The organism is Streptomyces sp. NPDC091289 (assembly GCF_044757365.1).
In the GTDB taxonomy this organism is placed as follows: domain Bacteria; phylum Actinomycetota; class Actinomycetes; order Streptomycetales; family Streptomycetaceae; genus Streptomyces.
Genome location: NZ_JBIVUT010000017.1, coordinates 25106 through 38409, shown reverse-complemented (window position 1 = coordinate 38409; position 13304 = coordinate 25106). Strand labels below are relative to the sequence as shown.

The following is a 13304-nucleotide window of genomic DNA, read 5'->3' as shown; positions in this document are numbered from 1 at the left end:
ACTGAAGCGGTACGACATCCCCTGACCTACGTACGCCAACAGCGCGGGTGGAGCATGGAAAAGCTCGCCCATCACCTGAACCTGGCCGCGCAACGCCGCGGTCTTCGTATCGCTGCCGACCGCAGTCGCATCTACCGGTGGGAGCACAGGCGCGTAGGCGCTCCCAGCGACCTCTACCAAGAGCTACTGGCCGACGTTCTGGGCATCGATCACGCGCGGTTGCGGACTGTGGCATGGCCGTGGTGGCTCCCCGCCTACGATCGCCCCTTCCCCTTCAGCCCAGCCGGCGTCCGCGCCGCCCACACGGAGTTATTGGTGGATCTCGACCAGCCTGACCGCCGCACCTTTCTCGTCCTCGCCGCCGGATCCTTAGTCGGTATGGCAACCGAATGGGCTCGCGTCGAACCCGAACGCCTGACCGGGGCTCTGGCCGGGCGCCGCGTCGACGAGAGCCTGCTCACCTGGCTGGAGAGCAGCGTCGACCGTCTCCCTGGCCTGGCGAACACATCCCCTCAGGAGTGTGCTGACCTCCTCGGCGCGGCCATGCGTGTCACCATCAACCTGCTCGACTCGGCCCGCTACGACGAACCTGCGGGCCGCCGCCTGCGTACCGTCCTGGCTCAGGCAGCCCAGGGCGCCGCCTGGCTCCACTTCGACCAAGGTCGCCACGCCTCGGCGCAACGCCACTGGCGCACCGCCCTGCACTCGGCCCACAGCGCCGACGACCGCGATCTCGGAGCCGGAGTCCTCTCCGACCTCGCCTACTCCGCCACTTGGCTCGGCCATCCCGGTGAGGCGGTCGAGATCCTCTCCTTTGCCCGTACCCGAACCCGCCACGCGAAAGCCCGCTCCCTGCTGGATGTACGCCGGGCTCGCGCCCTCGCGGTACTCAAGGACGATGTAGGCACTGCCCGCGCACTCAACGACGCCGAACACCAACTGGAGCGTGGCAGAGCTCAATCCGCACCCCCGTGGGTGTCCTGGATGTCATCCGCCGACCTTGCCGTTGATGCGGGACGCTGCTGGCTCGATCTGGAGGACCCACGGCGAGCCACCTCCGCGTTGGAGGAGGGCCTGAGCCTGCTGGTCCCCGAACGGGAAAGAACCCGCGCCATCATGCTCACCTATCGCGCCCACGCTGCGCTCGCCGGCCATGACGTCGATGCCGCCGTAGCGGACACCCGAACAGCACTGGATACCGCCCTGGGAACAGGTGCTTCACGGTGCCTCGACCTGGTGCGAAGCACCCTGCTGGAGTCACTCGAACCCCACAAAGGTGCAACCGCCGTTCGAGACCTGCGCTCGTACGCGCACCAGCGACTGACGTCCGTACCTGCGTGAACAGCCTGCCTGGGCACCGGACGAACTGACCGCATCGCAGAGGGCTGCTTCGACTGGGTGCGGCGGCCAGGGCGCAGCCCGTAAAGGCAGGGACGCCGTCCTCGACGGGGTCCGGATACGCTGACGCCGGAGCTCCGCGCCCTGTTCCGGCACGGGGTGGACGGCTGTCGGCTTTCGGGGGGAGCGGGAGTGACACTCACGGGGGAGGATCCGCGGGTCATCGGCCGGTACCGGTTGCTGAGCAGGCTCGGCGCGGGCGGCATGGGCGTGGTCTACCTGGCGCGGTCGCCGTCGGAACGGCAGGTCGCGGTGAAGGTGATCCGGCCGGACCTGGCGCAGGACCCGGACTTCCGTACCCGTTTCCGTCGCGAGGTGGCGGCTGCCCGTCAGGTCAGCGGCGCCTTCACCGCCGCCGTGGTCGACGCCGACTGCGACGCCGAAACGCCCTGGCTCGCCACTGTGTACATAGCGGGTTCCACGCTCGCCGAACATGTCGCCCGAAAGGGGCCGTTGGCCGAGGCGGAGGTGTACCGGCTCGCCATGGGCCTCGTGGAGGCGCTGCACGACATCCACCGCACCGGACTGGTGCACCGGGACCTCAAGCCCGGCAACGTCCTCCTCGCCGACGACGGCCCCCGGGTCATCGACTTCGGTATCGCCCGCATCGCCGATGCCACGCAGCTCACCAGCACCGGAGTGGTCGTCGGCACCCCGCCGTTCATGGCGCCGGAGCAGTTCCGGCGCGGCGAGGCCGGTCCCGCGACGGACGTGTTCTCCCTGGGGGCCGTCCTCGCGTACGCGGGAAGCGGGCACGGCCCCTTCGGCGGGGACAGCTCCCACGCCGTCGGTTTCCGTGTCGTCCACGAGGAGCCCGACCTCACCGGGCTCCCCGCCTCCCTGCAGCCGCTGGTCCTCCACTGCCTCGCCAAGGACCCGGCCGCCCGGCCCACCGTGAGCGCGCTGCTGCGTACGCTGCCGGACGTCGCCCCTGCCGCCCTTTCGGTCTCCCGGCCGGAATCCCCGCACCCGCCCACGGAGCCGTCGGGCACCGTCCTTCCCGCGCCGCAGGACCGGCTCCGGAAGGTCGAGGCCACCCCCTCACCGGAGCCCACGCAGACCGCCCCGCCCCCACCGGTCGCTCCACCGCACCGTCCCGGCACCCCGCCGCCCCCCGCGCCCACCCGGTCCGCCACCCCTGGCTCCCCGCCCCGCCGCCGCGTCACGCGCCGCTGGGCCCTGGCCGGTCTCGCGGCGGCCCTGGTGGTCGCGGCGGCGACCACCGTCCCGCTGCTGATGAACGGCGACGGGAAGGGCAGCGGGAAGGAGAACCCCCAGGGCAAGGGCACCGGCGCGCCCTCCGGCGGGGGCGCCTCCTCGTCGGCCGCCGCCGTGGACTGCCCCACCTCCACCGGCACGGTCGCGGGGAGCGGGGTGAGCGTCCACAAGATCCTGATGGACCAGTGGAATCAGGAGTTCGCCGCGGTCTGCCCGGCCACGACCATGGCCTATCAACCCGTTGGCGCGGGAGCCGGCCTCGCCGACTTCACCGACGGAAAGGCCGCCTTCGCCGTCATCGATGAACCGCGGAAAGCCGAGGAGATCAATGAGCTCTCGGCCCACTGCCAGGGCGGCCGGGCCATCCACATTCCCCTCGGCGCCGCTCCCGTCACCGTGGTCGTCAATCTCCCCGGCGTGCAGAAGGCCGCCCTCGGCCCCTCCGCTCTGGCCATGATCTTCAACGGCGACCTGACCCGCTGGAACGACCAGGCCATCGCCGACACCAATCCGGGCGTCGCCCTTCCGGACACCGCGGTGAAGCCGGTCACCCTTTCCGAGGAGTCCGGCACCACCAGGGCGTTCACCACGTTCCTCGCCGCCCATGCCCCCGGTGAGTGGAAGCACCCCCCTGCCGGCACCCTTCCCGTCAACGGGACGACCGCACAGGGAACTTCGGGCGTCGCCGACGTGGTGCAGAGCACACCGGGCGCGGTCGCTGTCCTGCCCGGCGCCTTCGCGGCCACCCTGCCCGGCCTCCGGGCGGATCTGGCCACCGGCCGGGATTCCTCCAGCACCGCCACACCTGAGAACGTCACCAAGGCGCTGAGCGAGGCAGAGGTGACGGGCACTGGAGGAGACCTCTCGCTCTCCCTCGAACCGGAGTCCGGGCTCTCCGGCGCCTACCCCCTGCTTCAGCCGCTCTACGCCGTCGTCTGCGAGAAGGGCGGGAACGCCCCCGGTCTCCGCGCCTTCCTCACCCATGCGCTCAGCGAGGACGGCCGGGCCACGGCCGCCGAACTCGGCTACGGGCCGCTCCCGACACCCCTGACGGACCGGGCCCTCAGGACCGTCCGCTCCCTCTCCTGACCACCCGGGTCCCACCCGGCCGAGCAGAGCCACCTGGTGACCTGGTGACGTACAACTGCCGCGTAGGGCGGGCTCAGCCCCGCCCCCGCGCCCTCCGCGACATCACCGCGCGCAGGACCCGGCGGCCCTCCGTGGACAGGTCCAGCGCCTTGCGGAGTCCGGCGCCGCTGCCCGCCGTGCCGGTGGTCTCCGCGAGGATCTCCAGGATGCGGACCTGGCGTTCCAGCTCGCCCGCGACCAGCGGTCCCACGGCGGCCGGTTCGCCGCTGCGGGCCGCCTTGAGCAGGTGTTCCTCGTCCGGGGACGCGTCCGGGGCGTCGAACCGGCCGTGGAGCCTCAGCGCGACCAGCGAGCAGGCGTCGGCCCACTCCCGCAGCGGTACGGGGGCGAAGTCGGAGGGGGCGGCGCCGAGCATGGCCCGCACGCGTGCGGCCGGCCCGTCGGCCACGGACTCGTGGTCCATCGCCGTACGGACGGCCGCGAGGCGCATGGCCCATTCCCGCCCGTCCTCGCAGCTCGCCCAGAGCGGCCGCAGCGGCTCGGCCCCGTCCGGCCCGGCCAGCAGCGGCAGGCAGCGGTCCAGGCAGGCCACGGCACTGGCTGCGAGCGTGCGCTCGTCGGCTCGTTCGATCAGTTCCAGCAGACTCATCGACGTCTCCCTCGGTCTACCGGATACTGCGCCGAATGGCTGAAAATCGTCACTTGTGAGCGCCAGGGACCACCGTGGCGGGAAGCGCGCCGTGCGCGGCCCGTTCGACCTGCATGCGGGTCACCGCGCGGACGAAGAGGATCGCGAGCACCGCGGCGACGATGTCCAGCGTGTCGGCGGCCGCCACCAGGCCCGCGGCCCGCGCGATCTCCTCCGGCTCCTCGGCCCGCGCCCATGTGCTCCCGGTGAAGCGGGAGAAGAGGAGGGTCGCGACCCAGGCGCTCCACCAGAGGTTGAGCGGGGTCCGGGGGACCGTGCGCCAGCCGCCGTCCGAGCGGGTCTGCGCACTGGCCTCCCAGATGCCGCCCGCGACGCGGTAGGGGAGCCAGAAGTTGGCGATCGGGACGAACCAGCCGCCCACCGCCCAGCCGGGGCCCATCCGCTGCACGCCCGCGTCGAAGACCTCGGCGTTCCGGCGGGTCCGGTGGAACCAGATGATGAAGACGACGGCGGTGGCCGTCAGCGCCGTGCCCTGGGCGACGCCCGCGATGCCGTACAGCCGCTCGGCGAGGCGGCCGTCGGCACGGTGGACGCCCAGGGAACCGTCCATCGCCAGCCGGTCCCAGAATCCGCGCAGGCGCAGGCCGGTGCCGATGGCGAACACGTCGGTGGCGATGACCACGCCGAGCAGCGCCGTCACCGCCCGGGACAGGCCGACGGGTGAGCGCGGCCAGGTGCCGGCGCCCCAGCCGCCGGGGCCGGGGACCGGGGGCAGCAGGCCGTCGGGCAGCGGGGGCCGGGTGCCCGAGCAGAAGGTGCACAGGCCGTCGTCGGTCACGGCCGTTCTGATACGGCAACGGGTGCAGAGCATGAAGAAGTCCCCCCAGGGCACGAAGCAAGGCGTGAAACCGTGTGTGACCTTGCGTCCCTCCCCAGGAGCGCGCGGTCGGGGGGGGGGGGGGCCCGGGGCGGGGGGGGGGGGGCCGGGGGCGGGGCGCCCCCCCGGGCCCCCCCGGGGGGGCCCCCGCGGCCCCGGCCCCCGCCCCCCCCCCCCCGGCGCCCCCGCCGCCCCCCCCCCCCCCCCCCCCCCCCCCCCCCCGCCGGGGAACGCCCGGGGGCTACCCGGCGCTGCCGGTCCGCTTCGCCAGTTCCTGGAACTGTGCCCAGCTCAGCGAGGGCTTCCGCGGGTCCCACAGCTTCTGCGAGGTCGCCACCAACGGCATCCTGATGCCGTTCGCCACCTGCTGGGTGGTCTGCGCGTTCGGCAGGTCGCCCCAGACGGCGAACCGGCCGCCCAGGATCTGCGGCGAGTAGCGCTCGGCCACGGGCTCGGTGCCGCGCAGGACCAGCGGGGTCCACTGCTCGTAGATCCGCTTGCCGGTCGGGTAGACGAACTCGTTGGGCTCGCCGAGGACGTAGTAGAGGAACTCGTCGTTGAGGTTCAGCATCTTGTAGCCCGCGGCGAGGTACTCCTGCGGCGGGCGGGCGCCGATCTCCTTGCCGGTCCAGTACTCGATCTCGATGTTCTCGTCGGCCTTGACCTTCGTGCCCCGGAACAGCCCGTCGTTCCAGGCCTTGGCGGTCCGGCCCTTCGGGACGACGACGGCCGCCCGGTCGTTCAGCCAGCCGGTCGCCAGGTCCTCGATGGTGGCGCCGGAGCCGTGCTTCTCCTCGGCGGCCCGCTGGAGCTGGGGGTAGGAGGCGGCCGGGTTCTGGACCGTCAGCGCCTGGTACTCGTCCGCGCCGAGGTGCCAGAAGCGCCCCGGGAACAGCTCGGTGTACTCCTCCAGGAGTTCGTCGATGAGCTTGGCCGCGCCCGGCTTGGAGATGTCGATGGACCCCTTCGACTCGGCACCCGCGGTGTTGCGCAGCTGGAGGTCGGGGTGGGCGGCGAGCACCGCGCCGAGGTGTCCGGGCGAGTCGATCTCGGGGACGACCTCGATGTGCCGGCTGTTGGCGAGGCCGACGATGCGGCGGACCTCGTCCTGGGTGAGGGCCTCGTCCGAGACCACCTCGGGGTGGGACTTCGACTCGATCCGGAAGGCCTGGTCGTCGGAGAAGTGCAGGCCGAGCTGGTTGAGCTTGAGGTCGCCCATCTCGCGTATGCGGTCCTCTATCCACTCCGCGCTGTAGTGCTTGCGCGCGATGTCGAGGTTGAGCCCGCGCTGCGGCCGGTCCGGCCGGTCGTTGACGACGCCCTCGGGCACCGTTTTATCCGCCTTGAGCGACTGCTTCAGCGTGCGGGTGCCGTAGAAGACGCCCGATTCGTCGGGTGCGGTGATCTTCACCTTCGCGTCGCGCACGGTGAGCGTGTACGACTCGGCGGGGCCCGCGTCCTTGGCGCCGAGCGCCAGCTCGACGTCTCCGGTCCGCGCCGGCTCGGCGCCCCGGTAGCGGATCTTCAGCTCCTTGGCGAGCAGCTCCGCCTCGTCGGCGAGCACCTGGCTGCCCTTGGCGATGACGACCGTACTGTCCTTGCCCGGTTGCCAGCCGGGCCCGCGCGCCGCCGTGTGCTCGCGGACCGCCGGGATCACACTCGGCGTGCTGGACATCGGGTAGCTGCGGGACGGCGACGGGGCGGCGGCCTCGGCGGAGGTGCCGGAGGGTGACGCCGCGTCGCGGGAGGGGTGGCTGCCGGATCCCTCCGGCCAGACGACGACGGTGAGGGCGACGGCGGCTGCGGCCGTGACAGCCGCGCCGGTGACAAGGGCACCACGCGAGGGCGACATCGGGCAGATTCCTCCGTTGAGGGGGCAGGGACGGGTGAAACGAGTGAAGTGCGGGTGAAACGAGTGAATAGGGTGCAAGGTTGGCATTTTTGCCGTGGCCTCGCCCATCGGGAGCTTCGGGGGATCGGACACACCCCCCGCCGACGCAGGTCAGACGTCCATCACACGTTCCGAAACTCTCCCGTTCGGGTGATTCTTCTTCGGTCCGCCGGACGGCTGCCGACCGATATCGCTAGCGTTGGGGCACATTCGTCCCTCCCTTCACCCCCACCCCACGGAACCTCATTGCGCTCCGGCCTGTCTTCCAGGAACGGAGGCCTCTTTTCGGGGCCGCGGGGTCACAGATGTCGTTGACCTCACAGATGTCATTGAACGAGGAGTCCACGCTGTCCAGGTCCAGCGAGTCCCCCGCAGGCCTGCCGAAGCGATCCGCGCCCCGGGCCGGGCAGTCGGCCGTGCCCGTGCAGCCGCGCCACCCGGCTCCGGCCGACGGCCCGGGGGCGCCGCCCGCCGCCGGGCCGCCGGATGATCATGCCGTCGGTCTGGCCCATTTCAACAGCCTCCCCTTCGCCGCCGCCGAGGCGGCCTTCCTGGAGTGCTGCGGCAGTCTCCGCTGGGCCCACCGCATGGCCGCCCACCGCCCCTACCCGGATCTCGGCTCCCTACTGGCCGCCTCCGACGAGGCGGGCTACGACCTCGCGCCCCGGGACATCGCGGAGGCCCTGGCCTCGGAGCCGGCCCCCTGCCTGCACCACGACGCCCCCCGCGCCGCCCATCTGGCGCTGCGGGCCGCGCACGCGGCGTACGAGAGCAGGTTCGGCCACGCCTTCGTGATCTGCCTGGACGCCTGTCAGCCCTCCCAGCACGTGGACCAGGTGCTGGCCGGGATCCGGGTCCGGCTGGCGCACGACCCGGACGAGGAGCGGGCGGTCACCGCCGAGGAGCTGCGCCGACTCGCCCGGAGCCGGATCGTCGAGCTGGTGGCGCCGGACCCCCGGCAGCATGCCCCTCAGTAGCCCGTACGTGCCTGTTTGATTGCCACTTTGATCACACCAGAGGCCCCGGCGCGAACGAACCGACAATGCGTCGCTACGATGGCCGGGGCCGGTGGACCGTACCCGGCCGGGTCAGACCGACAGTCAAGCCGGCCGACCCCAATCCCCGCTCCCGGAGGGTTCTTCCGTGCCGGCTGGAACGCTGTACCGCGGCCGGGAAGGCATGTGGTCCTGGGTGGCTCATCGAGTCACCGGTGTCCTCATTTTCTTCTTCCTGTTCGTACATGTCCTGGACACCGCTCTCGTCCGCGTCTCCCCCGAGGCCTACGACGATGTCGTGGCCACGTACAAGACGCCGATCGTCGCGCTCCTCGAATACGGCCTCGTGGCCGCGATTCTCTTCCACGCGCTGAACGGTCTCCGGATCATCGCCGTGGACTTCTGGGCCAAGGGCCCGCGACTCCAGAAGCAGATGCTCTGGACCGTGGTGGGCATCTGGATCGTGCTGATGGTCGGGGCCCTGTACCCCGTCCTCGGTCACGCCGTACGCGACGTCTTCGGGAGCTGAGGCCCATGTCCAGCGAGACTTCTTCCGCAGCCGCGATCGGCGACGTCGAAGGCGTGAGCCTGTTCGACGTCGACCACCCGGCCCCGGTGATCGAGCCCCCGCGCAAGCGCACGGCCAAGACACCCAAGGGTTCGCGCACCAACTTCGAGATGTACGCCTGGCTCTTCATGCGCCTGTCGGGCATCGTCCTGACCGTCCTCGTCATCGGCCACCTGCTGATCCAGCTGGTGCTCGACGGCGGCGTCTCCAAGATCGGCTTCGCCTTCGTGGCGGGCCGCTGGGCCTCGCCGTTCTGGCAGGTCTGGGACCTGACGATGCTGTGGCTCGCCATGCTCCACGGCGCCAACGGCCTCCGTACGGTCATCAACGACTACGCCGAACGGGACAACACCCGCTTCTGGCTGAAGATGCTCCTGTACACCGCCACGGTGTTCACCGTCCTGCTGGGCACGCTGGTGATCTTCACCTTCGACCCGAACATTCGCTAGGCGCCGGGACAGAGGGACCAGAGGAAACCATGCAGATCCACAAGTACGACACCGTCATCGTCGGCGCCGGCGGCGCCGGCATGCGCGCGGCCATCGAGTCGACCAAGCGCAGCCGTACCGCCGTACTGACGAAGCTCTACCCCACCCGCTCCCACACGGGCGCCGCGCAGGGCGGCATGGCCGCCGCGCTGGCCAACGTGGAGGAGGACAACTGGGAGTGGCACACCTTCGACACGATCAAGGGCGGCGACTACCTGGTCGACCAGGACGCCGCCGAGATCCTCGCGAAGGAGGCCATCGACGCCGTCCTCGACCTGGAGAAGATGGGCCTGCCGTTCGGCCGCACGCCCGAGGGCAAGATCGACCAGCGCCGCTTCGGCGGTCACACCCGTAGCCATGGCGAGGCCCCGGTCCGTCGTGCCTGCTACTCGGGCGACCGCACCGGCCACATGATCCTCCAGACGCTGTACCAGAACTGCGTCAAGGAGGGCGTGGAGTTCTTCAACGAGTTCTACGTCCTGGACCAGCTGATCACCGAGGTCGACGGGGTCAAGAAGTCCTCCGGCGTCGTCGCGTACGAGCTGGCGACCGGCGAGATCCACGTCTTCCAGGCGAAGTCGGTCATCTACGCCTCCGGCGGCACCGGCAAGTTCTTCAAGGTGACGTCCAACGCGCACACCCTGACCGGTGACGGCCAGGCCGCCTGCTACCGGCGCGGTCTGCCGCTGGAGGACATGGAGTTCTTCCAGTTCCACCCGACGGGCATCTGGCGCATGGGCATCCTGCTGACGGAGGGCGCCCGCGGTGAGGGCGGCATCCTCCGCAACAAGGACGGCGAGCGCTTCATGGAGAAGTACGCGCCGGTCATGAAGGACCTCGCGTCCCGTGACGTCGTCTCCCGGTCCATCTACACGGAGATCCGTGAGGGCCGCGGCTGCGGTCCCGCCGGTGACCACGTCTACCTGGACCTCACCCACCTGCCGCCGGAGCAGCTGGACGCCAAGCTCCCGGACATCACCGAGTTCGCGCGGACGTACCTCGGCATCGAGCCCTACACGGACCCGATCCCGATCCAGCCGACCGCGCACTACGCCATGGGCGGCATCCCGACCAACGTCGAGGGCGAGGTGCTGGCCGACAACACCACCGTCGTCCCGGGCCTGTACGCCGCCGGCGAGGTCGCCTGTGTCTCCGTGCACGGCGCCAACCGGCTGGGCACCAACTCGCTGCTCGACATCAACGTCTTCGGCAAGCGCTCGGGCATCGCCGCCGCCGAGTACGCGGCGAAGACCGACTTCGTCGAGCTGCCCGAGAACCCGGCCCAGCTCGTCGCCGACCAGGTCGAGCGGCTGCGTAACTCCACCGGCACCGAGCGCGTGGCGACGCTGCGCCTGGAGCTCCAGGAGTGCATGGACGCCAACGTGATGGTGTTCCGCACCGAGCAGACGATCAAGACGGCGGTCGACAAGATCGCCGAGCTGCGCGCGCGCTACCTGAACGTGTCCGTCCAGGACAAGGGCAAGCGGTTCAACACCGACCTGCTGGAGGCCATCGAGCTGGGCAACCTGCTCGACCTGGCCGAGGTCATGGCGGTCTCCGCGCTCGCCCGCAAGGAGTCCCGCGGCGGTCACTACCGCGAGGACTACCCCAACCGCGACGACGTCAACTTCATGCGCCACACCATGGCGTACCGCGAGGTGGCCGCCGACGGCGCCGAGTCGATCCGGCTCGACTACAAGCCGGTCGTGACGACCCGCTACCAGCCGATGGAGCGTAAGTACTGATGGCTACCCCGACCCTGGACAAGACCGACAAGGCCGAGGCCGGCTTCGCCGACTCGCCGTTCATCACGGCCACGTTCCGGATCCGCCGCTTCAACCCCGAGGTGTCGGACGAGGTCCAGTGGCAGGACTTCCAGATCGAGATCGACCCGAAGGAGCGTGTCCTCGACGCCCTTCACAAGATCAAGTGGGAGCTCGACGGAACCCTGACGTTCCGCCGTTCCTGCGCCCACGGCATCTGTGGTTCCGACGCGATGCGGATCAACGGCAAGAACAGGCTCGCCTGCAAGACGCTGATCAAGGACATCAACCCGGACAAGCCGATCATGGTGGAGGCCATCAAGGGCCTCACGGTCCTCAAGGACCTCGTGGTCGACATGGACCCGTTCTTCCAGGCGTACCACGACGTCATGCCCTTCCTCATCACCAAGGGGAACGAGCCGACCCGCGAGCGTCTGCAGTCCGCCGAGGACCGCGAGCGGTTCGACGACACCACCAAGTGCATCCTGTGCGCCGCGTGCACGTCCTCGTGCCCGGTGTTCTGGAACGACGGCCAGTACTTCGGCCCGGCGGCGATCGTCAACGCGCACCGCTTCATCTTCGACTCGCGCGACGAGGCCGGCGAGCAGCGCCTGGAGATCCTCAACGACCGTGACGGCGTGTGGCGTTGCCGCACCACGTTCAACTGCACGGACGCCTGCCCGCGTGGCATCGAGGTCACCAAGGCGATCCAGGAGGTGAAGCGCGCGCTCATCACGCGTCGCTTCTGACCCGCTCGTAACACCTGTTACGTCGACAGGCCCCGCCCCCGCAGCCTCACCGCTGCCGGGGGCGGGGCCTGTTGCTGCGCCGGGACCGTGCGGGCGGTACGGTTCAGCGGAGCTGAAGACCGAAAGAGAACGGGGATCGTCGTGAGCGAGCCGAATCCGTACGCGGACGACGCGTACAAGTGGGGCCCGCCCCAGCAGCCGGGCCACCAGCCGACCGTGGCCGACGGCCAGGCGTACGGCTATCCGAACCCGGGCGCGGCCCCGGCGTACGGCTATCCGCAGCCGCTGCCGGAGTCCGCGGCGCAGCCCGGCCCCGGTTACGGGTACCCCAACGCGGCCGCCCAGCCGACGATGCCCGGCCAGTACCTCCCGGTGCCGCAGGGTGCGCCGGGCCAGGGCGGCGTCCCGGTGCTGGCGATCGGCGACATCACCGTGATGAGCGACGCGATCGTCACCCCGTCCGGCTCGATGCCGCTCAAGGGCGCGGTCTGGACGGCCACGGACATGTCGCGCACGGAGGAGAAGATCCCGACGCACGCGGTCGTGCTGGCGATCATCTTCGCGCTGTTCTGCCTGATCGGGCTGCTGTTCCTGCTGATGAAGGAGAAGCAGACCACCGGCTTCATCCAGGTCACGGTCACCAGCGGCGGCCGGCACCACTCCACGATGATCCCGGCCATGGGCCCGTACACCTTCCCCGCGGTGATGGGCCAGCTCAACCAGGCCCGTTCCATGAGCGCCTGAGCAGCGGGGCCCGCCCATGGCGCGTTTCGAGCACACGGTCTCCGTCGCCGCCCTGGACCGGGGCTGGTTCGAGGAGGCCGCCGGTACGCTGGTGGGCCTCCTCGACGCCTCCCGGGAGCGGGACGGGGCGATCCTGCTGGCGGACGGGCGGGCCGTGGACGGCGCCCGGCTGCTGAAGGGGCGTCACCTGCAGCCGGGGGCGCGGTACGGGAGCGTCCCGGATCCGGCCGAGGCGGACGAGGCGCAGGACGCGGCGGCGGCTTCCCCGGTGTCGGAGGAGGCGGCCGTCCTGCGTGAGTGGCGGCCCTCGCGCTCCATCGAGGTGGAGAGCCTCATGGAGGACGAGTCCTTCGCGGTCCGGGCGAAGATCCGGCTGCGCGATCCGCTGAAGCCGAGGGCCCTGGAGCTCTCGCTGTCGGGGCACAACCCGAAGGGCGGTTCGCTGTACCGCTTCTCGGGGCGCGGCAAGGCCGATCTGGCCGCCTGGTGGGCGGCGGTGGACCGGCCGCACACAGCGCCTCCGGCCGCCCGGGCCCCGGTGTCCGGCAAGGCGGTGCACCGGCTGGGGAAGGCCCGTCTGACGGTCACCCCGCGACCGGCCGAGGACGGTTCCTGGCAGGTCTGTGTAGTGCTGGGCGTGCGCGGCCGGTGGCTGCTGCGGCCGGTGGGCGCGGTGGCGCTGTTCTTCGCCCGGGGGCCGATGACGCGGGGCTTCCGGGAGGCGGTGGAGAGTGCGGCCGAGGAGTGGAACACGACGCTCGCGGAGCTGACGCCGCTGCACGGCGAGGCGTTGCGCACGGAGATCGCCGACGCGCTGACGGAGCCGGCCGAACCGCCCGAGCCGAAGGCTCTCTGACCTTTCCTTCCCCCCTCTC

General features: G+C 71.0%; 12 protein-coding genes. 9 read left to right on the top strand and 3 right to left on the bottom strand.

What is annotated here, in order from left to right:
• The first annotated feature begins 54 nt into the window (after window positions 1–54).
• Complete coding sequence (locus tag ACIQPT_RS22975; RefSeq protein WP_401157934.1) at window positions 55–1341, top strand: XRE family transcriptional regulator; 1287 nt, start codon at window positions 55–57, stop codon at window positions 1339–1341.
• A gap of 189 nt (window positions 1342–1530) precedes the next feature.
• Window positions 1531–3705 (top strand): substrate-binding domain-containing protein, encoded by a 2175-nt coding sequence (locus tag ACIQPT_RS22970; RefSeq protein ID WP_401157932.1) that lies wholly within the window; start codon window positions 1531–1533, stop codon window positions 3703–3705.
• A 73-nt stretch (window positions 3706–3778) separates the two neighbouring features.
• On the opposite strand, the gene ACIQPT_RS22965 is transcribed toward ACIQPT_RS22970, so the two are convergent.
• From ACIQPT_RS22965 to ACIQPT_RS22955, 3 genes are all read right to left on the bottom strand, one after another.
• Window positions 3779–4354, bottom strand: a complete 576-nt coding sequence (locus tag ACIQPT_RS22965) for a hypothetical protein (RefSeq protein ID WP_401157930.1) — start codon at window positions 4352–4354, stop codon at window positions 3779–3781.
• Between the two features lie 49 nt (window positions 4355–4403).
• Window positions 4404–5225: a DUF4328 domain-containing protein gene (locus ACIQPT_RS22960; protein ID WP_401157928.1), complete on the bottom strand. Its 822-nt coding sequence runs from the start codon at window positions 5223–5225 to the stop codon at window positions 4404–4406.
• A 247-nt stretch (window positions 5226–5472) separates the two neighbouring features.
• Window positions 5473–7083 carry a family 20 glycosylhydrolase gene (locus ACIQPT_RS22955; RefSeq protein WP_401157926.1) on the bottom strand — a complete coding sequence of 537 codons (1611 nt, stop codon included), beginning with the start codon at window positions 7081–7083 and terminating at the stop codon, window positions 5473–5475.
• Between the two features lie 455 nt (window positions 7084–7538).
• Between ACIQPT_RS22955 and ACIQPT_RS22950 the strand changes: the two genes are divergently transcribed.
• From ACIQPT_RS22950 to ACIQPT_RS22920, 7 genes are all read left to right on the top strand, one after another.
• Window positions 7539–8099 (top strand): 2-oxo-4-hydroxy-4-carboxy-5-ureidoimidazoline decarboxylase, encoded by a 561-nt coding sequence (locus ACIQPT_RS22950; RefSeq protein WP_401158209.1) that lies wholly within the window; start codon window positions 7539–7541, stop codon window positions 8097–8099.
• A 166-nt stretch (window positions 8100–8265) separates the two neighbouring features.
• Entirely contained in the window at window positions 8266–8646 is a 381-nt protein-coding gene (gene sdhC / locus ACIQPT_RS22945; protein WP_073740310.1) for a succinate dehydrogenase, cytochrome b556 subunit, read from the top strand.
• A 5-nt stretch (window positions 8647–8651) separates the two neighbouring features.
• The gene (locus tag ACIQPT_RS22940; protein ID WP_319600374.1) at window positions 8652–9134 is read left to right on the top strand and encodes a succinate dehydrogenase hydrophobic membrane anchor subunit; all 483 of its coding nucleotides are present in this window, start codon (window positions 8652–8654) and stop codon (window positions 9132–9134) included.
• A 29-nt stretch (window positions 9135–9163) separates the two neighbouring features.
• Complete coding sequence (sdhA, locus tag ACIQPT_RS22935; RefSeq protein WP_401157925.1) at window positions 9164–10918, top strand: succinate dehydrogenase flavoprotein subunit; 1755 nt, start codon at window positions 9164–9166, stop codon at window positions 10916–10918.
• Window positions 10918–11685: a succinate dehydrogenase iron-sulfur subunit gene (locus ACIQPT_RS22930; RefSeq protein WP_401157923.1), complete on the top strand. Its 768-nt coding sequence runs from the start codon at window positions 10918–10920 to the stop codon at window positions 11683–11685. The genes sdhA and ACIQPT_RS22930 overlap by 1 nt, the downstream gene beginning before the upstream one ends.
• A gap of 141 nt (window positions 11686–11826) precedes the next feature.
• On the top strand, window positions 11827–12429 hold the full coding sequence (locus ACIQPT_RS22925; RefSeq protein ID WP_401157921.1) for a hypothetical protein: 603 nt from the start codon (window positions 11827–11829) through the stop codon (window positions 12427–12429).
• Between the two features lie 16 nt (window positions 12430–12445).
• On the top strand, window positions 12446–13285 hold the full coding sequence (locus ACIQPT_RS22920) for a hypothetical protein (protein ID WP_401157920.1): 840 nt from the start codon (window positions 12446–12448) through the stop codon (window positions 13283–13285).
• Window positions 13286–13304: the final 19 nt, after the last annotated feature.